24 protein-coding genes are annotated in these 21,387 nt (G+C 68.3%); 15 read left to right on the top strand and 9 right to left on the bottom strand.

Annotated elements, in window-relative coordinates:
* Positions 1 to 19 precede the first annotated feature (19 nt).
* From AC0ZJQ_RS03355 to AC0ZJQ_RS03335, 5 genes are all read right to left on the bottom strand, one after another.
* Entirely contained in the window at positions 20 to 412 is a 393-nt protein-coding gene (locus tag AC0ZJQ_RS03355; RefSeq protein ID WP_008570516.1) for a diacylglycerol kinase, read from the bottom strand.
* Complete coding sequence (locus AC0ZJQ_RS03350; RefSeq protein ID WP_476477328.1) at positions 402 to 1,121, bottom strand: lipopolysaccharide kinase InaA family protein; 720 nt, start codon at positions 1,119 to 1,121, stop codon at positions 402 to 404. The genes AC0ZJQ_RS03355 and AC0ZJQ_RS03350 overlap by 11 nt, the downstream gene beginning before the upstream one ends.
* A gap of 2 nt (positions 1,122 to 1,123) precedes the next feature.
* On the bottom strand, positions 1,124 to 1,801 hold the full coding sequence (locus AC0ZJQ_RS03345) for a class I SAM-dependent methyltransferase (RefSeq protein WP_167135919.1): 678 nt from the start codon (positions 1,799 to 1,801) through the stop codon (positions 1,124 to 1,126).
* Positions 1,802 to 1,882: 81 nt separating this feature from the next.
* Positions 1,883 to 3,157: a sensor histidine kinase gene (locus tag AC0ZJQ_RS03340; protein WP_008570519.1), complete on the bottom strand. Its 1,275-nt coding sequence runs from the start codon at positions 3,155 to 3,157 to the stop codon at positions 1,883 to 1,885.
* Positions 3,147 to 3,830 (bottom strand): response regulator transcription factor, encoded by a 684-nt coding sequence (locus AC0ZJQ_RS03335; RefSeq protein ID WP_008570520.1) that lies wholly within the window; start codon positions 3,828 to 3,830, stop codon positions 3,147 to 3,149. Before AC0ZJQ_RS03335 ends, AC0ZJQ_RS03340 begins: the two co-directional genes overlap by 11 nt.
* 102 nt (positions 3,831 to 3,932) lie before the next feature.
* Between AC0ZJQ_RS03335 and AC0ZJQ_RS03330 the strand changes: the two genes are divergently transcribed.
* Positions 3,933 to 5,891 (top strand): LTA synthase family protein, encoded by a 1,959-nt coding sequence (locus AC0ZJQ_RS03330; RefSeq protein WP_155551460.1) that lies wholly within the window; start codon positions 3,933 to 3,935, stop codon positions 5,889 to 5,891.
* 40 nt (positions 5,892 to 5,931) lie between these two features.
* Positions 5,932 to 6,672 carry a phosphatase PAP2 family protein gene (locus AC0ZJQ_RS03325; protein WP_008570524.1) on the top strand — a complete coding sequence of 247 codons (741 nt, stop codon included), beginning with the start codon at positions 5,932 to 5,934 and terminating at the stop codon, positions 6,670 to 6,672.
* Positions 6,673 to 6,693: 21 nt separating this feature from the next.
* Here the strand turns inward: AC0ZJQ_RS03325 and AC0ZJQ_RS03320 are convergent, their stop codons facing one another.
* Positions 6,694 to 7,083 (bottom strand): hypothetical protein, encoded by a 390-nt coding sequence (locus AC0ZJQ_RS03320; protein WP_155551459.1) that lies wholly within the window; start codon positions 7,081 to 7,083, stop codon positions 6,694 to 6,696.
* Positions 7,084 to 7,229: 146 nt separating this feature from the next.
* The gene (locus AC0ZJQ_RS03315) at positions 7,230 to 8,180 is read right to left on the bottom strand and encodes an SdiA-regulated domain-containing protein (protein ID WP_476477751.1); all 951 of its coding nucleotides are present in this window, start codon (positions 8,178 to 8,180) and stop codon (positions 7,230 to 7,232) included.
* A 223-nt stretch (positions 8,181 to 8,403) separates the two neighbouring features.
* On the opposite strand from AC0ZJQ_RS03315, the gene AC0ZJQ_RS03310 reads away from it, so the two are divergent.
* From AC0ZJQ_RS03310 to codA, 9 genes are all read left to right on the top strand, one after another.
* Positions 8,404 to 9,093 carry a thermostable hemolysin gene (locus AC0ZJQ_RS03310; protein ID WP_102827678.1) on the top strand — a complete coding sequence of 230 codons (690 nt, stop codon included), beginning with the start codon at positions 8,404 to 8,406 and terminating at the stop codon, positions 9,091 to 9,093.
* Entirely contained in the window at positions 9,077 to 10,525 is a 1,449-nt protein-coding gene (locus AC0ZJQ_RS03305; RefSeq protein ID WP_476477327.1) for an AMP-binding protein, read from the top strand. The genes AC0ZJQ_RS03310 and AC0ZJQ_RS03305 overlap by 17 nt, the downstream gene beginning before the upstream one ends.
* 28 nt (positions 10,526 to 10,553) lie before the next feature.
* Complete coding sequence (locus AC0ZJQ_RS03300) at positions 10,554 to 11,225, top strand: TenA family transcriptional regulator (protein ID WP_476477326.1); 672 nt, start codon at positions 10,554 to 10,556, stop codon at positions 11,223 to 11,225.
* Complete coding sequence (locus tag AC0ZJQ_RS03295) at positions 11,212 to 12,045, top strand: SDR family oxidoreductase (RefSeq protein ID WP_008570529.1); 834 nt, start codon at positions 11,212 to 11,214, stop codon at positions 12,043 to 12,045. Before AC0ZJQ_RS03300 ends, AC0ZJQ_RS03295 begins: the two co-directional genes overlap by 14 nt.
* Positions 12,042 to 12,692 carry a tetratricopeptide repeat protein gene (locus tag AC0ZJQ_RS03290; protein WP_476477325.1) on the top strand — a complete coding sequence of 217 codons (651 nt, stop codon included), beginning with the start codon at positions 12,042 to 12,044 and terminating at the stop codon, positions 12,690 to 12,692. Before AC0ZJQ_RS03295 ends, AC0ZJQ_RS03290 begins: the two co-directional genes overlap by 4 nt.
* A 61-nt stretch (positions 12,693 to 12,753) precedes the next feature.
* Positions 12,754 to 13,413: a response regulator gene (locus tag AC0ZJQ_RS03285; RefSeq protein ID WP_008570532.1), complete on the top strand. Its 660-nt coding sequence runs from the start codon at positions 12,754 to 12,756 to the stop codon at positions 13,411 to 13,413.
* On the top strand, positions 13,407 to 14,828 hold the full coding sequence (locus tag AC0ZJQ_RS03280; protein WP_476477324.1) for an ATP-binding protein: 1,422 nt from the start codon (positions 13,407 to 13,409) through the stop codon (positions 14,826 to 14,828). Before AC0ZJQ_RS03285 ends, AC0ZJQ_RS03280 begins: the two co-directional genes overlap by 7 nt.
* Positions 14,829 to 14,867: 39 nt before the next feature.
* Positions 14,868 to 15,629, top strand: coding sequence for a phytanoyl-CoA dioxygenase family protein (locus AC0ZJQ_RS03275; protein WP_476477323.1), 762 nt, complete (start codon positions 14,868 to 14,870; stop codon positions 15,627 to 15,629).
* A gap of 143 nt (positions 15,630 to 15,772) precedes the next feature.
* Positions 15,773 to 17,008: a cytosine deaminase gene (gene codA / locus AC0ZJQ_RS03270; protein ID WP_476477322.1), complete on the top strand. Its 1,236-nt coding sequence runs from the start codon at positions 15,773 to 15,775 to the stop codon at positions 17,006 to 17,008.
* Here the strand turns inward: codA and AC0ZJQ_RS03265 are convergent.
* Positions 17,002 to 17,682, bottom strand: coding sequence for a c-type cytochrome (locus AC0ZJQ_RS03265; protein ID WP_476477321.1), 681 nt, complete (start codon positions 17,680 to 17,682; stop codon positions 17,002 to 17,004). The two genes, codA and AC0ZJQ_RS03265, sit on opposite strands and share 7 nt — an antisense overlap.
* Positions 17,683 to 18,009: 327 nt before the next feature.
* Here AC0ZJQ_RS03265 and AC0ZJQ_RS03260 point away from each other — a divergent pair, with 327 nt between their 5' ends.
* Positions 18,010 to 18,513, top strand: a complete 504-nt coding sequence (locus tag AC0ZJQ_RS03260; RefSeq protein ID WP_008570537.1) for an acyl-CoA thioesterase — start codon at positions 18,010 to 18,012, stop codon at positions 18,511 to 18,513.
* 99 nt (positions 18,514 to 18,612) lie between these two features.
* Positions 18,613 to 18,957 (top strand): zinc ribbon domain-containing protein YjdM, encoded by a 345-nt coding sequence (locus AC0ZJQ_RS03255; RefSeq protein WP_418651777.1) that lies wholly within the window; start codon positions 18,613 to 18,615, stop codon positions 18,955 to 18,957.
* Between the two features lie 49 nt (positions 18,958 to 19,006).
* Here the strand turns inward: AC0ZJQ_RS03255 and AC0ZJQ_RS03250 are convergent, their stop codons facing one another.
* On the bottom strand, positions 19,007 to 19,711 hold the full coding sequence (locus tag AC0ZJQ_RS03250; protein ID WP_476477320.1) for a DUF1294 domain-containing protein: 705 nt from the start codon (positions 19,709 to 19,711) through the stop codon (positions 19,007 to 19,009).
* Positions 19,712 to 19,830: 119 nt separating this feature from the next.
* Here AC0ZJQ_RS03250 and AC0ZJQ_RS03245 point away from each other — a divergent pair, with 119 nt between their 5' ends.
* Positions 19,831 to 20,664: an NYN domain-containing protein gene (locus tag AC0ZJQ_RS03245; RefSeq protein ID WP_102827688.1), complete on the top strand. Its 834-nt coding sequence runs from the start codon at positions 19,831 to 19,833 to the stop codon at positions 20,662 to 20,664.
* A gap of 149 nt (positions 20,665 to 20,813) precedes the next feature.
* Positions 20,814 to 21,200, top strand: coding sequence for a hypothetical protein (locus AC0ZJQ_RS03240; protein WP_102827689.1), 387 nt, complete (start codon positions 20,814 to 20,816; stop codon positions 21,198 to 21,200).
* Positions 21,201 to 21,387 lie beyond the last annotated feature (187 nt).

The following is a 21,387-nucleotide window of genomic DNA, read 5'->3' as shown; positions in this document are numbered from 1 at the left end:
TCCTTTCAGAAGATGCGGTTCAGAGCAGGATCACGCCCCAGACCAGGCCGACCAGGCACAGCGCCAGCAGTTGCGCGGCGCTGCCCATGTCCTTGGCCCGCCCGGAGAGCGGATGCAGATCGAGGGAAATGCGGTCGACGGTGGCCTCGATGGCCGAGTTGAGCAGCTCGACGATCAGCCCGAGCACCACCACGCCGATCAGCACCGCGCGCTCGACGCGGCTGACGTCGAGCAGCAGGGCCACGGGGATCAGCAGCAGGTTCAACCACACCAGCTGACGGAACGCCGCTTCGCCGGCATAGGCGGCCTTCAGGCCGGCCAGCGAATAGCCGGCCGCGTTGCAGATGCGCGCCAACCCGCCGCGCCCCTTGAGTGCCGCGGCGGCGCCCAGCGGGTTCGGTTCAGATGACATGGGCATCCGCCTCGCTGGCCGTCGTGTGCGCGGCGAGCAGCCGCAACCAGTCTTCGACGGGCATGTCCTGGCGGTGCCGATTGAGCTGGCGCAGGTCGTGACGCGCCGCAGCGCTGCGGCGCAGCCGGCGGCGGCTCTTCTCCAGATCGAGCAGCGCAACCTCGACCCAGGCTGCATCGCCTAAGCCATGCACGCGCAGGAAGATGTGCTTGGGATAGCAGCAGCCATGCTGCCAGCGCGCCCGGTGAATACGGCTCAGGGCGACGCCGACCGCCGCCAGCATGCGCTGATGGACAAGCGTGCCGTGGCGCGCGGCGTGGCCGTCGCGGTACCAGTCCTCCAGGCTGACGAAGCTGTCCAGCTCGGCGGTAATCAGCAGCGCCTGCCACTGCCCGGCCTGCTGGCGCGTACCGCAGTAGATCACCTGCGGCACGCGCACACCGGCGTCGGCGAAGGCCTGCAAGGCGCGCAATTCGCGCAGCGCGGTGGGCCGGCCGAACGGATGGGCGAGCGTGCGATACAGATGGCCGACCTGGCGCTTGCAATACAGCAGCGGCTGCCCGGCATCGCGCAGGCGCAGGCGCTGCACGCCGCTTTCGCCGTCGCGGCGCTGGTTGGGCGCCTCGACCCATTCGCCGTGGGTGTCCCACCAGCGCTGGAAGGTGCTGGTCAGGGTTTCGCGGGCCGGCAGTACGAGCGGTCGATTCATGCTCACCCCCGCTTGCGCAGCACGTAGACCCGCCACATGGCGTAGCCGGGCAGGAAGTCGCGGTGCTCGAGGATGTCGAAACCGGCCTGGGCGAACTCCGCCTCGATGGTCGAACGGGCGACGACGAAGCGGTTCTGGTTGTCCTTGGCCGGCCGCCGACGCTCCAGGCGCTTGCGCTTCCAGGCCTTGTAGTTGCCGTCCACCCACAGCGAGACGATCAGCGTATCGCGGGTGACGCGGTGGAACTCGCGCAGCATCGCCAGGCGGTGCTGCGGGTCGGCGATGTGGTGCAGCAGGCGCATGCAGAAGATGCAGTCCACCGCGTTGTCGCCCATGTCGATGGCGAACGCCGAGGTCTGGAAGGTTTCCACGCGCTTGACCACTTCCAGCGGCTGCGCGCCTTGGGCGATGGCCAGCATGTCGGCGGAGTTGTCTGCGGCGAAGATCATCCGGCTCGGATGCTCGGCCAGCAGCGGCCAGAAGCGCCCGGCGCCACAGGGCAGGTCGAGCACCAGATCGGGATCGCCGGCGACCTTCAGCGCTCGCCGCGCCAGCTGCTCGTCACGCCAGTGCGACAGGCGCCGCGCCAGGCCGTCCTGGTGCTTTTCCAGGTACTGATGGGCGTGCTCGCGATCGTACTTGCGCGAGAACTCCAGTTCGATGGGGCTCGATCTCGTCATGGCGGGCGTTCCGGTTGGGATGGTGACGCCACACTAGCGAGGCCGGGATCAACGCGCTGTCAAAAGAATGTGAAAAAAACGTCAAATGACGCGATCCGACAAACGCACCCGGAAACAGCTGCCCTGCGGCTCGCGCGACGTTATACCGACGTCCCAGCCCTGGTGCGCGCAGATTCGCTTGACCAGCGACAGCCCCAAACCCAGCCCCTCGCCACGCCCTTCGGCGCCGCGCACGAACGGCTGGAACATGCGCTCCTGCTGGTCCGGTGGGATACCCACGCCGCTGTCCTCGACCCGAAAACCGCCGTCGGCAAGCACCAGCGTCACGCTGCCGTTGTCGGTGTAGTGCAACGCGTTGCGCAGCAGGTTGGACATCACCGTGCCGAGCAGCGTGCGGTTGTAGGCGCCGTGGTCTTCACCTTCGATCTTCAGCACGAAGTCCAGGCCCTTCTCCGCCAGCAGCGGCCCCCAGCGCTCGCTCTGTTCGGTGGCGACGCTGGCCAGCGTCGCGTCGCCACCGAACGAGGCCTGCTCCGGCCGCGCGCGCGCCAGCAGCAGGAAGGTTTCCACCAGCTCGTGCATTTCCTGCGCGGCACGCTGGATGCGCGCCGCCTGCTGCTGCGCCCGTGGCGGCAGCGCGGCCTGTTCGAGCAGTTCGCAGGCGCCGAGTACCACCATCAGCGGTGTGCGCAGCTCATGGCTGACGTCGGAGGTGAACAACCGCTCGCGTTCCAGGGTGCGGCGCAGCTGGCCAAGCGTGCTGTCGAAGGCGGCGGCCAGGTGCCCCACCTCGTCGTCCGGATACTGCAACGCCAGCGGCGGCGCCAGCGGATGCAGCTGGTCGCGATGGCGCACCTGATTGGCCAGCCGGCTGACCGGCGCCATCACCCGGTTCGCCATCAGCCGCCCCAGCCCCCAGGCGCCGAGCACGCTGAGCACGAAGCCGGCGAGCACCACGTTGAACAGCGCATTCTCGCGGGCCTCGAACTCGTTCTGATCTTCCATTAGCACGTAGCGCTCGCCCGCCAGGTCGCGGACGAACACGTAGAAGGCCTCGTCGTCGCGCACCAGTTCAGTGAACCCCGGCGCGAGCGCGGCGAGTTCTTCCGGCAGGCCGTACTGCGGCAAGCCGGAGGCGAAGAAGCGCGTGCTGGCATCCAGGCGCGGCGCCTGGCCGTGGGCCAGGTCAACGTCGAGCACGGTATCCATCTCGCGGCTCATTTCCTCGGTGACCAGCTGCGCCTCGATGAAGTACACCACCGCCACGATGCCGATGGAAAACACGCCACTGACCAGCAGCGTCATCAGCGTGAAGGCGATGACGATGCGCCGGGCGAAGGGTTGTTTAGCGAGCATCGCCGTCCTCCGCCAGCCGGAAACCGACGCCATGCACGGTGTGCAGCAGCGGTCGGTCGAAGGGTTTGTCGAGTACCTGGCGCAGCTGGTGGATGTGGCTGCGCAGGCTGTCGCTGTCGGGAATGTCGTCGCCCCACAGCGCCTCTTCCAGCTGTTCGCGGCGCACCACCGCCGGGCTCTTCTGCATCAGCAGCGCCAGCAGCTTGTGGCCGATGGGGTTGAGCCGCAGCGGCTGGCCGGCACGGCTGGCCTGCAGCGTGTCGAGGTCGTAATGCAGGTCGCCGACCTGCAGCTGGCGTTTGCGCGCGCCCTGGCTGCGCCGCAGGATCGCCTCGATGCGCGCCACCAGCTCGGACAGCGCGAACGGCTTGACCAGGTAATCATCGGCGCCCACGCCCAGCCCTTGCAGGCGGTCGGCCAGCGCGTCGCGGGCGGTGAGCATGATGATCGGTGTATCGCGTCCGGCGTCCTCGCGCAGGCGCTTGCACACCTGATAGCCGTCGATGCCCGGCAGCATCACGTCCAGCACGATCAGGTCGTAGTCCTGGGTCGCGGCCAAGTGCAGGCCGCCGAGGCCGTCCTGCGCGCAGTCGACCACGTAGCCCTTGAGTTCCAGATAGTCCAGCACGTTGGCCAGGATGTCGCGGTTGTCTTCGATGACCAGGATGCGCATGTCGCCTCACGCGGATGACGAAATTTTCACGGCTTCTTTACGAAGGCCTCACAAGGGCGCGCGCAGACTCCGGCGCGTTCAACCTCGCCGTGGAATCATACGATGCCTCTTCTGCGCCATGCTCAGCTTCGTTACCTGTCCCTGCTGCTCGGCCTCTGGCTGGGCGTGTTCCTGCTCACCCGCAGCGTGCTGCTCGCCGCCCACTGGACGGACGCGGCCGGAGGTGCGGGCAGCCTGCTGCAGATCTATGCCGTGGGGCTGGTCTATGACCTGGCCTACCTGGCCTTCGCCGCGCTGCCGCTGGCGCTCTACCTGCTGGCATGCCCGACGCGCATCTGGCACCGCCGCTGGCATCGGCTCGCGCTGCAACTGCTGCTGGGTCTGAGCCTGTATGCGATGCTGTTCACCGCGCTCGCCGAATGGCTGTTCTGGGACGAGTTCGGCGTGCGCTTCAACTTCATCGCCGTGGACTATCTGGTGTACTCCGACGAGGTGCTCGCCAATATCCGCGAGTCCTACCCGGTCTTTGTCCTGCTGACGCTGCTGGCCCTGCTCACGCTGCTCGCCATGACCGCGCTGCAGCCGCTGCTGCGCCGCGCGCTGGCTGAACCGAGCCTGGGCCGACGCGGGCGTGCAACGGCCCTGGCCAGCCTGCTGGCGGCGGCGCTCGGTGCCGGGCTGCTGGTCGGCCAGGACTTCCCGCGCGGCAGCGGCGGCAACGCCTACCAGCGCGAACTGGCGAGCAACGGCCCGTTCCAGTTCTTCGCCGCGTTCCGCAACAACGAGCTGGACTACCCGCAGTTCTACGCCACCCTGCCCGAGCAGGCGGTCGGCAACGACCTGCGCGCCGAAGTCGGCGAGCCGAATGCGCGATTCATCGGCAGTGATCCACTGGACATCCGCCGAGTGATCGACAACCCCGGCGCAGCGCGGCCACTAAACATCGTGCTGGTCACGGTGGAGAGCCTCAGCGCCAAATACCTCGGCAGCTTCGGCGACACCCGCGGGCTGACGCCCAACCTCGACGCACTGCGCCGGCAGAGCCTGTTCTTCACCGATTTCTACGCCACCGGCACGCGCACCGACCGAGGCCTGGAGGCCATCACCTTGTCGGTGCCGCCGACGCCAGGGCGTTCGATTGTCAAGCGCATCGGCCGCGAGAGCGGCTTCGCCAGCCTCGGCCAGCAGCTCGCCAGCAAGGGCTACGACAGCGTGTTCCTCTACGGCGGGCGCGGCTATTTCGACAACATGAGCGCGTTCTTCAGCGGCAACGGCTACCGCGTGGTCGACCAGAGCAGTGCGGACGAGGCGGACATCCACTTCAAGAACGCCTGGGGCATGGCCGACGAAGACCTTTACCGGCTGGCGCTGCACGAAGCCGACGCCGATCACGCCGCCGGCAAGCCGTTCCTGCTGCAGCTGATGACCACCTCCAACCACCGCCCCTACAGCTACCCGGACGGACGCATCGACATCCCCTCCGGCGAAGGCCGCGAAGGCGCGGTGAAGTACACCGACTACGCCATCGGCGAATTCCTCGCCCAGGCGCGCGGCAAGCCATGGTTCGCCAACACGCTGTTCGTCTTCGTCGCCGACCACACCGCCGGCAGCGCCGGCTCGCAGGACCTGCCGGTGGCCAACTACCACATTCCGCTGTTCATCTACGCGCCGGGGCTGATCGAGCCGCGCGAATTCACCGGCGTGGCCAGCCAGATCGATCTGGCGCCGACCCTGCTCGGCCTGTTGAACATGGACTACGTCTCGACCTTCTTCGGCCGCAACCTGTTGCGCGAGGACGCCGCGCCGGGCCGCGCGCTGATCGGCAACTACCAGCATCTGGGGCTGTTCGACGGCCAGGACCTGGCGATCCTCAGCCCGCGCCAGGGCGTGCGCCGCCACGACGACGCGCGCGGCGCGAGCCGTGAGTCCAGCGCCGCGGCGAACGATCCGCTGGTTCGCCGCGACATCGCCTACTACCAGGGCGCCAGCTACGACTACCAGCACGCCCTGCTCAGCTGGCAGTCCACGCAGGCGCCGGCCGACCGGCTCAGCCAACGCTAACCCCTTGCCCGGCGCCGCGCGCGGCGCCTCTGGAGCCTGCATGTCCGTTCTTGCGCCAACCGCCGGCGGCAGCCGGCCGTTCAACTTCCGCCTCGCCTTCGGCCTGCCCGCGCTGCTGATGGCGGTGCTGCTGATCGGCGAGCCGAGCCAGCTGGATTTCGCCCTGTCGCGGCTGTTCTACGAGCCCGGCGCGGGCTTCGTCGGCCGGCACAGCTGGCTGCTCGAAGATTTCCTGCATGACCGCGTCAAGCAGGCGGTGATCGTCATCGGCGTGCTGGCCATCGCCGGCTTCCTGCTCAGCCTGATGCCCACACGCCTGGCGCGCTGGCGCCGGCCGCTGGGCTACCTGGTGCTGGCGTTGGGGCTGTCGACCAGCATCGTCTCGCCGCTGAAGACGCTCACCGGCGTGCATTGCCCGTGGAGCCTGAGCGAATTCGGCGGCACGGAGACGTTCACGCCGCTGCTGGCCGAACGCGCGCCGACGCTGAAGCCGGGACGCTGCTGGCCCGGCGGCCACGCGTCGGCCGGTTTCTCGCTGCTGGCGCTGTACTTCGTCCTGCGCGACCGCCGTCCGCGCCTGGCGCACATCGCGCTGGGCGTGGCGCTGGCACTGGGCACGCTGATGTCGGCGGGCCGGGTGATGCAGGGCGCGCACTTCGCTTCGCACAACCTGTGGACGCTGCTGTTCGACTGGACGATCTGCCTGGCCTGCTACCGGCTGCTGCTCTACCGCCGCGCAGCGACGCCGGCACCAGGCATCGTTGCGACCGCCACGACCTAGGCGGCGGCCTGGCGCAGCCGGTCAGCGATGCAGCGCCTGCGCCTTGGCCTGATCGACATGGTGGCGCCACTCGCGGTCGCGCTGGCGCTCCAGCGCATTGCCGCGCCGCTCGTCGAGCCCGCTGCGCGCTTGCAGCAACGCCTGGCACTGGCGATAGCCGTCGTTCCAGCCCTCGGCATACAGCGGCTGACCCAGGTAGCGCGGCACGTCCTTGCGGAACTGCGTCAGCGCGCCGCCGGCCTGGCGGCCACTGGCGCAACCATCGCCGAAACCGGCGGCATACTCCGGCGGATAGTCGTCCGACAGCTGAGGGGTCGCACTCTGGCAGCCGGCCAGGGAAATCCCGGCGAGCAGCAGCGCCAACAGGGTCGGGCGGTTATGGCGAGCGGAACGAAGCAGACGAGCGGTCATCGGGGCACCCCGGCGTGGCAGGCAGGAAGCCGGCGGCGCAGTGCAACCCCGGCAGTGAAAGCAGTCTGCGCGGGGGCCCGTCAGGGTTTCGTCAAATCGATGTGAAGGCCGCGTGAAGGTCGAGCGTTGCTGAACGAGGGCAGGCGCTAGCTGCCCTGGCGGCGGAAGCTGTAGAACAGGTTGGGCTCGCTGACCACATAGAGCGTGCCGTCGTTGTCGATGGTCACGCCCTCGGGCTGCGGCGCCGAACGCTGCAGATCGCTAAACAGGCCGAGGCCGCGATAGCTGCGCATGCGGCCGTCGCCATCGAGTTCCATCAGCAGACGAGACTCGTCGCTGAGCAGGATCAGGTGGCCGGTTTCGGCGTCGAAATGCAGGTCCGACAGATCGGTGGCGAACACCTGATCGGCGATCCAGTCGCTGCGGTCGCGAATGCTCAGCTGCATGCGCCCGTCCAGGCTCGCCGCCAGCCCGCCGATCTCGTAGAGCTGGCGTGGATCGCGCTCCTTGGCAACGAACAGGCGATCGCCGGCGGCATCGTAGGTCACCCCCTCGAAACCCTTGTTGCCGTTGAGGTTGATGCCCAGCGAGAAGAACTGCGCCTCGGCGATATCGATGGCACGCGGCCGCGTCGGCAGCTGGAAGATGCTCAGCTGCTGGTTGCGCTCGTCGGACACCGCGACGCGGCCGCCACCCAGGTAGGCCAGCCCCTCGATGTCGCCGAAGCCGCGCAGCGGGAAGCGTTCGAGCAGTTCGCCGGTCTTGCTCAGCACCACGATCTGTGTCGGTCCGCCGTTGATCACGCCGAGCAGGCGGTCGAGGTCGCGGTCGTAGGTGATCGCCGACAGGTTGCGGGTGATGCCGGCCACCGGCTTGGCCTCGATCAGCACGCGATAGTCCGGCAACCAGCGATCCGTGGTTTCCGCCCCGGCGACCGGCGCCGCATGCGTCAGGTTGAAGTACAGCCGCTCGTCCCAGTGCAACGCCACCCCGACCGCCAGCCCGATCGCCAGCAGCAGCCCCAGGCCGAGCCAGCGATAGACCCGCTTGGGCAGTGCGTTCAGGCGCGGCAGGCCATTCGGCGCAATCGACGGCATCGCACGGGTTTGCTTCATCGCGGGGCTCCTTGGCCGGCCTGGCAGGTTAGTTCGGCGCATGCAGCGGCAGTCGCCCGGCGCGCTGAACGGTGCGCCGAACATAGCCGGGGGAATGTGAAAAAAACGTCGTTCTTGCGCCAGGTCATTGCCGCCGCACCGGCTTAAGACTGGCTTAAGTTTGCCGTCCAACAATCCAGCCCAGATTCCTAACCGAGGTTCCCCGATGGAACTGCCCTGGGTTGATCACACCGATGTACTGGCACGTATCGGCCGCGAGCCGGCGCTGAGCCTGCAACTGGCGCAAGCCGATGCCGGCGAGCGGCGCGCCGCGCTGGAAAGTTTCATCCGTCAGCGTTTCGCCGAGCACTACGGCGCACGCGTGCAGCATTTCATGCCCTGCCTGCTCGGCCTGCATGGCGAGCACGGCGAGGTACAGGGCGCAGTCGGCCTGCGCAGCGCGCGGCGTCGGCCGCTGTTTCTCGAACGCTATCTGGACGAGCCCATCGAGCAGGCGGTGAGCCAGCGCTGCGGGCGTGCGGTGCCGCGTGAGGAGATCGTCGAGGTCGGCAACCTGGCCGCCTTCGGCAATGCCTCGGCGCGCCTGCTGATCGTCGCGCTGACCGACCTGCTGGTCGCCCAGGGTTTTCGCTGGGTGGTGTTCACCGGCACGCCGGCGCTGCTCAACAGCTTCCAGCGCCTGGCGCTCGATCCGCTGGCGCTCGGCCTGGCCGATCCGGCGCGCATGGGCGAAGAGCTGGCCGACTGGGGCAGCTACTACGCCTGCCGACCGCAGCTGATGGCCGGCGAGATTCTGCCCGGCCACCAGCGCCTGACGCAGCTGGGCGTGTACGCACGACTCGGCTACCAGCCGCTGTTCGATGCCAGCGAGGTGCCGCATGCAGCCTGCAGCTGAACGCTTCTTCCGGGCGCTCGACCAGCACAGCGGCACCGCCCTCAGCGAGGGCCCGCGCCAGCTGAGCTATGCCGAACTGCGCCACGAGGTCGGCGCGCGCGCCGGCCAGCTGGAACAGCTCGGCGTGCAGCGCGTCGCCCTGGCGCTGGACAACGGCCTGGAATGGGCGCTGTGGGACCTGGCGCTGCTGCGTGCCGGTCTGGTCTGCGTGCCGCTGCCGGGGTTCTTTTCCCCGGCGCAGCAGGAGCATGTGCTGAACCATGCCGGCATCGATTGCCTGATCGGCGCCGCAAGCCCGCTCAGCGAGCGCTGCGGCTTCCGCCCGACCGCCGCGGGCCTGCTGCAGCAGCGCGAGCCGCAGACGGTCACGCCGGTGCCGGTCGGTACCCTGAAGATCACCTACACCTCCGGCACCACCGGCCAGCCCAAGGGCGTGTGCCTGGATGCCCACGCGCAGCTGGCAGTGGCCGAAAGCCTGTGGCAGGCCAGCCTGCCCTGTGAGGTTCGCCAGCACCTGTGCGTGCTGCCGCTGGCGACCCTGCTGGAAAACATCGCCGGGCTGTATGCGCCGCTGCTGGCCGGTGCGCGGGTCGAGCTGCGGCCGCTGGCCGAGATCGGCTTCAGCGGCGCGGCGGGCTTCGAGCTGCCGCGCCTGCTCGCCACGCTGCAGGCCAGCCAGCCGCACAGCCTGATCCTGCTGCCGCAGCTGCTGCTGGCGCTGGTCAGCGCCGCCGAGCAAGGCGTGCCGCTGCCCGCATCGCTGCGCTTCATCGCGGTCGGTGGCGGCCGGGTGGCGCCCCAACTGCTGGAGCGCGCCGAGCGCCTCGGCCTGCCGGTGTTCGAGGGCTATGGCCTATCCGAGTGCGCCTCGGTGGTCTGTCTGAACACGCCCGAAGCGCGGCGCATCGGCACCGTCGGCCGGCCATTGCCGCACGTCGAGCTGCGCCTGGCCGACGACGGCGAGGTGCTAGTGCGCGGCCCGCACATGCTCGGTTATCTCGGCGAGCCGCCGCTCACCGGCGACTGGCTGGCCACAGGCGATCTCGGCCACTTCGAGGACGGCTTCCTGATCCTGCACGGACGCAAGAAGCATCAGTTCGTCACCGCCTACGGGCGCAACGTCAACCCGGAGTGGGTCGAGGCCGAGCTGGTGCAGCAGGCGCCCATCGCCCAGGCCTGGCTGCACGGCGAGGCGCTGGCGCAGAACGTCGCGGTGCTGGTGCCACGGCGCGCCGAGCTGAGCGATGCCGAGCTGCAGGCGGCGGTCGAGCGAGTCAACGCCGGCCTGCCCGACTACGCCCGCGTGCACCACTGGCTGCGTGCCGCCGAACCCTTCAGCGCCGGCAACGGCCTGGCCACCGCCAACGGCCGGCTGCGCCGCGATGCCCTGCTCAGTCATTACCAGGCGGCCGTTGCCGCCGTTCTTTCCTGACTTCCTTTTCCGATCGCGAGGTACGCCCATGGACTTCTTCGACCACCTGCAACACCAGACCAGCGCCGAACGCGAATACCTGCTCGGCGCGCCGATCATCCACGCCGCACTGGCCGGCACGGCGACCCGCGAGCAGTACATCGCCTTCCTCACCCAGGCCTACCACCACGTCAAGCACACCGTACCGCTGCTGATGGCCTGCGGCGCGCGCCTGCCGGAACGCCTGGAGTGGCTGCGCGAGGCCATCGCCGAGTACATCGAGGAGGAGATCGGCCACCAGGAATGGATTCTCAACGACATCCGCGCCTGCGGCGGCGATGCCGAGGCGGTGCGCCACGGCCAGCCGGCGCTTCCCACCGAGCTGATGGTCGCCTACGTCTATGACCGCATCGCCCGGCACAACCCGGCGAGCTTCTTCGGCATGGTCAACGTGCTCGAAGGCACCAGCATCGCCCTGGCAACCCAGGCCGCCGGCGTGCTGCAGGCCAAGCTCGGGCTGCCGGCCAAGGCCTTCAGCTACCTGACCTCCCATGGCAGCCTGGACCTGGAGCACATCGAGTTCTTCAAGCGGCTGATGAACCGTCTCGACGACGAGGATGACAAAGCCGCGGTAGTGCACACCGCGCGCGTGGTCTATCGCCTCTACGGCGACATCTTCCGCAGCCTGACCACCACGGAGCCCGACCATGCAACTGCGTGACGCGCGCATCCTGCTCACCGGCGCCAGTGGCGGCATCGGCCAGGTGCTGGTCGAGCGGCTCTGCGCCGGCGGCGCGCAGGTGCTGCTGGTCGGTCGCGACAGCCTCGCGCTGGAGACGCTGGCCCAGCGCTACCCCGGGCAGGTCAGCCTGGTCTGTGCGGACCTCGCTCAGCGCAGCGGCCGGCATCTGGTGCTGGATGCGGCGCGGCGTTTCGGCGGCCTCAACTGCGTGATCAACGCCGCCGGGATCAACCAGTTCAGCCTGCTCGAACAGCAGGATGAGGACGCCATCGCCCGGCTGATCGGCGTCAACGTCACCGCCACGCTGCAACTGACCCACCTGCTGCTGCCGCTGCTACGCCAGCAACCGCAGGCGCTGCTGGTCAACCTCGGCTCGACCTTCGGCTCCATCGGCTACCCGGGCTTCGCCGCGTACTGCGCGAGCAAGTTCGCCCTGCGCGGTTTCTCCGAGGCGTTGCGCCGCGAGCTGGCCGACAGCCACGTCAAGGTGCTCTACATCGCCCCGCGCGCCACCCGCACGGCAATGAACAGCGCCGACGTGGTGGCGATGAACGATGCGCTGAAGGTCGGCATGGACGACCCGCAGGCCGTGGCGCGGCAGATCGTCCGCGCCATCGTCGCCGAACGCGAGGAGCTGTATCTCGGCTGGCCGGAAAAGCTCTTCGTGCGCCTCAACAGCCTGCTGCCGCGCATGGTCGACCAGGCGCTGCGCAAGCAGTTGCCGGTGATCAAGCGCTTCGCCCACGGCGCGCCCGCGACCGCCCCCAATCCCCCCACCTCAAGCGGAGAAAAGCCATGAAACGTCTGCTCGGTCTTTGCAGCGTCCTGCTGGCGCTGGCCAGCCAACCCTCCTTCGCCCTCAGCGCGGCCGGCGAATCGTCGCTGCATCAGGTCCAGACGCGCTGGGCGGAGATCAACTACCAGCTGCCCGCGGCGCAGCGCGAAGCGGCCTTCGCCAAGCTCGCCGCGGAAGCCGAACGCGCGGTAGCCGGCGAACCGCAGGCCGCCGAACTGCATATCTGGCACGGCATCGTGCTCAGCACCTGGGCCGGCGCCAAGGGCGGGCTCGGCGCGCTGGGCCTGGTCAAGCAGGCCAAGGCGGAACTGGAAAAAGCCATCGAGCTCGACGCACAGGCGCTCGACGGTTCGGCCTATACCAGCCTGGCCAGCCTCTACTATCAGGTGCCCGGCTGGCCGATCGGCTTCGGTGACGAGGACAAGGCCGAGGCGCTGTTCCGGCAGGCGCTGGCGCTGAACCCGAACGGTATCGACCCGAACTACTTCCACGGCGATTTCCTGCTGCGCCAGAAGCGCTATGGCGAAGCGCGTGCCGCACTGGAGAAGGCACTCGCCGCGCCGGCCCGCCCTGGTCGTGAGGTCGCCGATGCCGGCCGCCGCGACGAAGCCCGCGCGCTGCTTGCGCAGGTCAAGGAAAAGCTGGAATAACCGGGTGCGGCGGCGTTGAATGCACAGCAACGCCGCGCCCCTTCAAGACGACAGGAACGACATGCGCATTCTGCTGGTGGAAGACGATCGCGCCCTCGGCGAGGGCATCCGCACCGCGCTCAAGCCCGAGGGCTACACCGTCGACTGGCTGCAGGACGGCGCCAGCGCGCTGCATGCGCTGAGCCACGAGAGCTTCGAGCTGGCCATCCTCGACCTCGGCCTGCCGCGGCTCGATGGCCTGGAAGTGCTCAAACGCCTGCGCGCCGCGGGCAACCCGGTGCCGGTGCTGGTGCTCACCGCGCGCGACGCCACCGGCGACCGCATCGCCGGGCTGGACGCCGGCGCCGACGACTACCTGGTCAAACCATTCGACGTCGCCGAACTCAAGGCGCGCCTGCGCGCCCTGCTCCGGCGCAGCTTCAACCGCCCGGAACCGACCCTGGAATACCGCGGCATCCAGCTCGATCCGGTCAACCAGCAGGTCAGCTACCAGGGCGCGCCGGTCAGCCTGCCGCGCAAGGAATTCGTCCTGCTGCACGAACTGCTCGCCCAGCCCGGCCGCGTGCTGACCCGTGATCGCCTGCAACAGGCGCTCTACGGCTGGGACGAGGACATCGAAAGCAACGCGCTGGAGGTGCATATCCACCACCTGCGCAAGAAATTCTTCCCCGAGCTGATCCGCACCGTGCGCGGCGTCGGCTATCTGGTGGACAAATGCTAAAGCGCTCGATCCGCCAGCGCACCCTCGCGCTGCTGCTCGGCACCCTGCTGGTTTCGCTGAGCCTGATTTCCTGGCAGAGCTACCGCGACGCCCGCCACGAGACCGAGGAGCTGTTCGATGCGCAGCTGGCGCAGAGCGCGCGGCTGGTACAGGGACTGATGGCGCGCGACATGGACCAGCAGACCCGCCGCGCGCTGCAGCAGGCGCTGGACGCTGCGGTGAACGCCCGGCGCGACCAGGGCGTGCCGGGGCACGACTACGAGACCAAGCTGGGCTTGCAGGTCTACGCCGCCGACGGCAGTACCGTGCTGCAGTCGGCCGGCGCACCGGAAGGCGCCCTGCAGCAGCTGCTCGGCCCGACAGGCAGCTCGCCGACACCGTTCGCCGACCTGCCCGGCGGCTATCACGATGTGGTGCTCGATGGCCGCGACTGGCGGCTGTTCCTGCTGGAAGACCAGCAGGACGCGCTGTGGATCCTGGTCAGCGAACGCGAGGACGTGCGCGGCGAACTGGTCGAGAAGATCGCCCGGCGCAGCCTGCTGCCCGATCTGGTCGGGCTGCCGTTGCTGGCGCTGCTGATCTGGCTGGCGGTGGGCTGGGGCCTGCGGCCGCTGGCGCACATGGCGCGGCTGCTGAAGGATCGCGCGCCGGACAACCTCGCCCCGCTGCTGCTGGCGCCGCTGCCGCAGGAGCTGGAGCCGGTGGCTGCCTCGCTCAACCGCCTGCTGCAACAGGTCAACCAGCTGCTGGAGCGGGAAAAGCGCTTCATCGCCGACGCTGCCCACGAGCTGCGCACGCCGCTGGCGGTGCTGCGCATTCACGCGCAGAACGCGCAGCAGGCCGGCAGCCCACGCGACCGTGAGGAAGCGCTGGAACAGCTGCTCGCCGGCGTCGACCGTACCACCCGCGTGGTCGCCCAGCTGCTGACCCTCGCCCGCCTGGAGCCCAGCGCGCAGCAGCTACGGCTGGTGCCGCTCGACCTCGGCGTGCTGGCGCGCGAAACCCTCGCCGAGCTGACTCCACTGACCCTGGCGCGCGAGCAGGAGCTGGCGCTGGAGGTGGACGAGCACGCCGATCTGCAGCTGCACGGCGACGCCGCGAGCCTGGTCACGCTGCTGCAGAACCTGCTGGGCAATGCGCTGCAGTACACCCCGCGCCGGGGACGCATCGAGGTGCGCCTGCACGCCAGCGCCGATGCGCTGAATCTGGATGTCGCCGACAGCGGCCCGGGAGTCGCCGCCGAACTGCGCGAGCAGCTGTTCGAGCGCTTCGTGCGCCTCGGCGACGGTGAAGGCGCCGGGCTGGGCCTGTCGATCGTCGCGCGCATTGCCGAACTGCATGGCGCGACGGTGGAACTGCTGGATTCATCGCTGGGCGGTCTGTGCGTGCGGGTACGCTTCCCGCGCGGCCGCTAGGCGCCAGATAGAAAACCGACCGTTGCGAGGCGCACGCGCATGACCGCGACCACCCTCACCGCCGCACGACTCGCGGCCATGCACCGCGAGGGCTTCGTGCTGCTGCCCGGCGTGCTCGACGCGGCCGGCATCGCCGCGCTGCGCGAGGCCATCGACCGGCTGACGCCCATCGGTCTGGATTATCAGGGGCTGGTGGACGATCACTACACCTGCGTGTTCAACCGCGCGCCGTTCTGGCTGCGCTTTCTCGACCTGCCGGGTGTCATCGAGCTGGCCGAAGCGGCACTCGGCAGGGACTGCCACATCATTGGCCAGACCGCCTGGCGCAGCCGCCCGGGTTTCATCGGCGGCGAACTGCACATCGACCATCTGCCGATGGAGCTGCCACCGCAGCTGCTGGCCGATCCGGCGTTCGAGCTGCCGATGCAGATCTGTACCGCGCATTTGTACCTGGACGACATCGACGCCGACCTCTGCCCGACGCTGGTGATCGCCGGCAGCCACCGCGCCGGGCGCAAGCCATGCCCCGGCGAAACCACCTGGCAGGGACGCGCGGCCGAGCCGGTGCTGTGCCGGGCCGGCGACGTGCTGTTCTTCCGTAGCGACCTCTGGCATGCGGGCAGCCGCAACCGCACACCGGATCGCAGCCGTTACCTGCTGCAGATCCACTATGGCCGGCGGATGGTCGCGCAGAAGTTCTCGCCGTACCTGCAGTTCACCTTCAACCCCGCCGTGCTGGCCGCCGCCACGCCGCGCCAGCGGCGCCTGCTGGGCGAGCACGAGCCTGCCGAATACGATTGAGCGGGCACTCGGCGAGCCTGCTGCGGGTTACGCGCCGGACGCTCCCTGACGCTCACCGCCGACGCCACGCGAATGCCGCACAGGCGATATAGTCCTGCGCAGTGGCGCGCCGCGCCCGAAACCACCGCAACGAAGGAGTCGCGATGAACATCGTCAATGCCCGCCTGCGTGGCCGCGAAGGCCTGCAGCGCATCGAACTGGACGGCTCGCGCATCGCCGCCATCACTGTGCAGCAGGCGCCGGCCGAGGCCGGCCCGGGCGACCTCGACGCCGCCAGTAACCTGGTGGTGCCGCCGTTCGTCGAGCCGCATATTCATCTGGACGCCACGCTCACCGCCGGCGAGCCGGCCTGGAACATGAGCGGCACGCTGTTCGAGGGCATCGAGCGCTGGAGCGAACGCAAGGCGCAGGTGACCCACGAAGACACCAAGACGCGCGCAAAGAAGACCATCGACATGCTGGTCGAGCACGGCATCCAGCACGTGCGCACCCACGTCGATGTCACCGACCCGACGCTGTCGGCGCTGAAATCCATGCTCGAGGTGCGCGAGGAAACCCGCCACCTGATCGACCTGCAGATCGTCGCGTTCCCGCAGGAGGGCATCGAGTCGTTCAACGGCGGCCGCGAGCTGATGGCCGAGGCGGTGGCGCTGGGCGCCGACGTGGTCGGCGGCATCCCGCACTTCGAGAACACCCGCGAACAGGGCGTCAGCTCGATCGGATTTCTCATGGACTTGGCCGAACGCACCGGCTGCCTGGTGGACGTGCACTGCGACGAGACCGACGACCCGCACTCGCGCTTTCTCGAAGTGCTCGCCGAGCAGGCTCGCGTGCGCGGCATGGGCGCGCGCGTCACCGCCAGCCACACCACGGCGATGGGCTCCTACGACAATGCCTACTGTTCCAAGCTGTTCCGCCTGCTGAAGCAGAGCGGCATCAACTTCGTCTCCTGCCCGACCGAGAGCATCCACCTGCAGGGCCGCTTCGATACGTTCCCCAAACGCCGCGGCCTGACCCGCGTCGCCGAGTTGGATCGCGCCGGGCTGAATGTCTGCTTCGGTCAGGACTCGATCGTCGATCCGTGGTACCCGCTGGGCAACGGCAACATCCTGCGCATCCTCGATGCCGGGCTGCACATCTGCCACATGCTCGGCTACGCGGACCTGCAGCGCTGCCTGGATCTGGTCACGGACAACAGCGCCCGCACGCTGAACCTCGGCGAGCGCTACGGGCTGGAAGCGGGACGGCCGGCGAACCTGCTGATTCTCTCCGCGCCGGACGACTACGAGCTGCTGCGCAGCCAGGGCCAGGCGCTGGTTTCGGTGCGTAACGGCAAGGTGCTGATGCGCCGTCATCCGGCGCGCATCGAGCCTCAGTGAGCGGCGATCTCGCGCAGGCGCGCGGCCGCGGCCAGCTCCTCGGCCGGCTTGAGCTGCAGCTGCGACAGGTAGGCGGCGAGCGCGCCGATATCGGTCGGTGACAGCTTGCCGGCGATCGGCATCATCACCGAACCGGCGCGGCTGGGATCGTTGTCGCGAAAGCGCGTCAGCGCCTTGCGCAGATACTCGTCAGGCTGGCCGGCCAGCCGCGGCATGGTTTCCATGCCCTCGGCATGCACGCCGTGGCAGCCAGTGCAGGTGGTCTTGAACAGCGCCTCGCCGCGTGCGCGCAGCGGTTCGTTGGCGGCGGCTGTCGGCGGGTTGACCTTCTGCTGGCTGAAGTACACCGCGACGTTGACGCGATCTTCCAGCGTCAGGTTCTCCGCCAGCTTGGACATGACGAAGTCGGTGCGCTGGCCGCTGGCGAACTTCTCGAACGCCTGGAACAGGTACAGCGGATTCTGCGCCGCCAGGTTGGGAATGTGTGCGCGCTTGCTGTTGCCCGTCTCGCCGTGGCAGTAGCTGCAGAACAGCGCACGTTCCTGGCCCGCGGCGTAGGCCTGCTCTCGCCGCGTATCGTCGGCCATCAGGTAGCTGAAGCGTTTCATCGCCTCGTCACTGGCGTGGGCGGACGTGGCAAGGCAGCTGAGCAGAACGAGTGCAAGAAGGCGCATGGGGCATCCGTTACCGAGAGGGCCGAAGGGCGTTGCGGGGTGGCCGACTATAGAAGCGCGCCCCACGCGCAACCCCGGCACAAATCAACAAAAGCGCTTCGCTGGCAGCGCGGCCGCCGGACTTTTGCGACGGCGCTCACAAATTGCCGGTGCAGACGGGGCAAAAATCGCCGCTTACCCCCTCGGATTCGCCAGACTCCAGCGCTGCGCGCCTGCGCCGCATTGACGATCGAAAAAAAAGGTGAAACCGATACAAAAATGCCACACACAGGACGGCGGCGTTCGACTAAAGTAGCAGCCCCCTAGAACACCAGGAGCCGCAAGCCCATGCCAGACGCACATGCAGAACTGACCATGACCGTTCTGATGACACCGGATAAGGCCAACTTCTCTGGCAACGTCCATGGCGGCACGCTGCTCAAGTACCTCGACGAAGTGGCCTACGCCTGCGCCAGCCGCTACGCCGGGCAGTACGTGGTGACCCTTTCGGTGGACCAGGTGGTGTTCCGCCAGCCGGTGCATGTCGGCGAACTGGTGACCTTCCTCGCCTCGGTGAACTACACCGGCACCACGTCGATGGAAATCGGCATCAAGGTCGTCACCGAAGACATTCGCGGCAAGGCCGTGCGGCATACCAATAGTTGCTTCTTCACGATGGTCGCCCTCGGCGAGGACGGCAAGCCGGTGCCGGTGCCACCGCTGAACCCGAAGACGCCCGAGCAGCGTCGCCGCTTCGCCCAGGCCTACCAGCGCCGCGAGATTCGCCGCGAACTGGAGCAGCGCTATCAGGACCTGCGCACCGGCAACGAGCGCCTCGCCGCGGTGCAGTAAACCGTCCTCCCGCAGCGGGCCGCTGGCCCGCTCGCCGCACGATCCGGCAAAACCTTATACAATGCGCGGCTTTCCGCCATCAGCCCGTGAGGTTCTGCCGTGAGCACTCTGCCGCCCTGCCCCAAATGCAACTCCGAATACACCTACGAGGACGGCCAGATGCTGGTCTGCCCCGAGTGCGCCCACGAGTGGAGCGTCACCGCAAGCGCGGCCGATAGCGGCGACGGCGACAAGGTGATCAAGGATTCGGTCGGCAACACCCTGCAGGACGGCGACACCGTCACCGTGATCAAGGACCTCAAGGTCAAGGGCTCGTCGCTGGTGGTCAAGGTCGGTACCAAGGTGAAGAACATCCGCCTGTGCGACGGCGACCACGACATCGACTGCAAGATCGACGGCATCGGCGCGATGAAGCTCAAGTCCGAGTTCGTCCGCAAGGTCTGACCCCCTCGCGCGCCACAACCAAGCCCGGCACCCGCCGGGCTTTTGCGTTTCAGAGCAGACGCAGCAGCCAGTCCAGCCGTTCGCGGGTGAAGCCGCTGCCAACGAACAGCAGGTCGATCCACAGCGCCTGATGCAACACCACGATCAGCCAGAACGCCGCCTGATAGCTCGGTTTGCGGGTCTTGTGGCGAAACGCCTGCTGCGCGAGCAGCGCGCCCGGCCAGCCGCCGGCCAGTTCGAACAGGTGCAGGGTGGTTTCCGGCGTGCGCCAGCGCTGCTTCAGCGCACTGTGCTTGTCACGCCAGTAGAGCAGGAAGGTCAGCAGGCTGGCGCACAAATAGATCAGCAAGGGCAGTGGCGAACCGAGCCGGTACAGGCTGCCAACCAGCGGCAGCAGGCACAGCAGCGCGAACAGCAGCAGCTTGGCCGGCAGATGCCGGATGGCGCCGGAGCCAGCCTGGCGCGGCGTGCGAGCCGGCGCGCGCGGCCTGGCCGGGCGCGAATCACCAGCTGGGCGCTGGCGGATCTTCGGCTGGTCCAGCGCCAGCGGCGCATCCAGCCGCAGATGCTCGGCACGCAGCCGCCCCTGCGTGTCGCGTCCCGCCACATAGAGCACCCGATCGCCCACCAGCGGGCGGCGCTCGCCATGCACCACGCTGATGTGCGCGAACACATCTTCGCCGCCCTGCTCCGGGCGGATGAAGCCGAAGCCCTTGAGATCGTTCCAGCTTTTCAGCGTACCGCGGCGTTCCATGCGAGCTTCCCGTGCAGACGAAAGCGCGCATGCTAACCGAGCCGACGCGGCAACGGCGCTATGGCCAGCGGCCGCACGCCGGCGTTATGGTCGGAGCATTCTCCTGACAGGGACGCAACATGGCCGCCAAGCCCAGCAATTCGAACAAGCAGAAACACCTGGCCGTACTGATCGATGCCGACAACGCGCCCGCTTCCATCGTCGAGGCGCTGTTCGAGGAGATCGCCAAATACGGCCTCGCCAGCGTCCGGCGCATCTACGGCGACTGGACCAAACCCAACCTGGGCCGCTGGAAGAAGGTGCTGCTCGACCACTCCATCCAGCCGATCCAGCAGTTCGCCTACACCTCCGGCAAGAACGCCACCGACAGCGCACTGATCATCGACGCAATGGACCTGCTCTACACCCGACGCTTCGACGGCTTCTGCCTGGTTTCCAGCGACAGCGACTTCACCCGCCTGGCCGCGCGGATTCGCGAAGAGGGTCTGACCGTCTACGGCTTCGGCGAACAGAAGACGCCCTCGCCGTTCGTCTCCGCCTGCGACAAGTTCATCTACACCGAACTGCTGCGCGACGATGCGCCGAAGGCCGCCACCGAGGTCGCCGCACCGGAACGGCTGGCCGCCGCTGCAGCGCAGGTCGAGCAGGCGCAAAGCCGCACGCCACGCGGCGCCAGCAAGACCGAGGCACTCAAGTGCCAGCAGGTGCCGGTGGACTTCATCGCCAAGGTGCTCGACGACCTTTCCGAGGAGGACGACTGGATTCAGCTCGGCACGCTCGGGCAGAACATCAGCAAGCTGCGTCCGGCATTCGATCCGCGCCTGTACGGCTGCCGCAAACTCAGCGACCTGGTCGCCGGCCAGCCGTCGCGTTTCGAGCTGGAGTCGCGCGGCAGCAGCGCCACCGGCGGCAAGGACCTCTACGTGCGTCTGCGCAAGCACGGCAAGCACTGAACCAGGGTGCTCGCCTGCTCGCGATCACCGCTCATCGAACCGACGGCGCTCAGGCCCTTCTAAAGGGGACCCGAACGTAGAGGCACCTCTGTTTTCAACGCGGCGATGGCAACGCAGGCAGTTTTTAGAGGTGCACAAAGGAGGTTTCCATGAGCAAGCAACTTCTCGTCGCCCTGGCCTGCGCCGCGCAGGCCTTCGCGCCCTGGGCCAGCGCGCAGACACCCCAGCCGGAGATCGTCGCCCATCTCAACGGTCTGGATGTTGAGATCAACCCGATGGGCGTGCCGGCCCGCTCCGAGGGTATCGAGGGCGAATTGCTCGGCGTGCGCGCGGTGAAGGTAATGAATCGCACCGAGGGGCAGATCACCTGCGAATTCCATGTGCCCGCCGAAGCGCGCTCGAGCACCTCGGCCTCGCCCGTGTTCAATGTCGCTCCCAACACCCAGCGCACCGAGCGCGTGCCGGGCGAGTACTCGCCCGATCAGCCCTACGCCGAAATCACCTGCCGAAGCAGCGATACGCCGGCGCAGCAATAGACAGCTCCTGTGTAGCGGCCGCTGCGCTGCGGCCACGCACCCCGCGGCTCCCCGCCGCGCCAGCCCAGTGGCGGCGCTCGCTCGTCCCGGTAGACGTTTTGCTGGCGCTTTGCTAGCTTTTTGACATCCAGACAATATCCCGTCGAGTAATCGCCGCGCCGGCGCGGGGCAAGCCATGTCACTGCGC

The organism is Stutzerimonas sp. 21-1, from assembly GCF_056336065.1.
The sequence above is the reverse complement of the archived record's forward strand: the minus strand, read 5'-3'. Positions and strand labels throughout refer to the sequence as shown.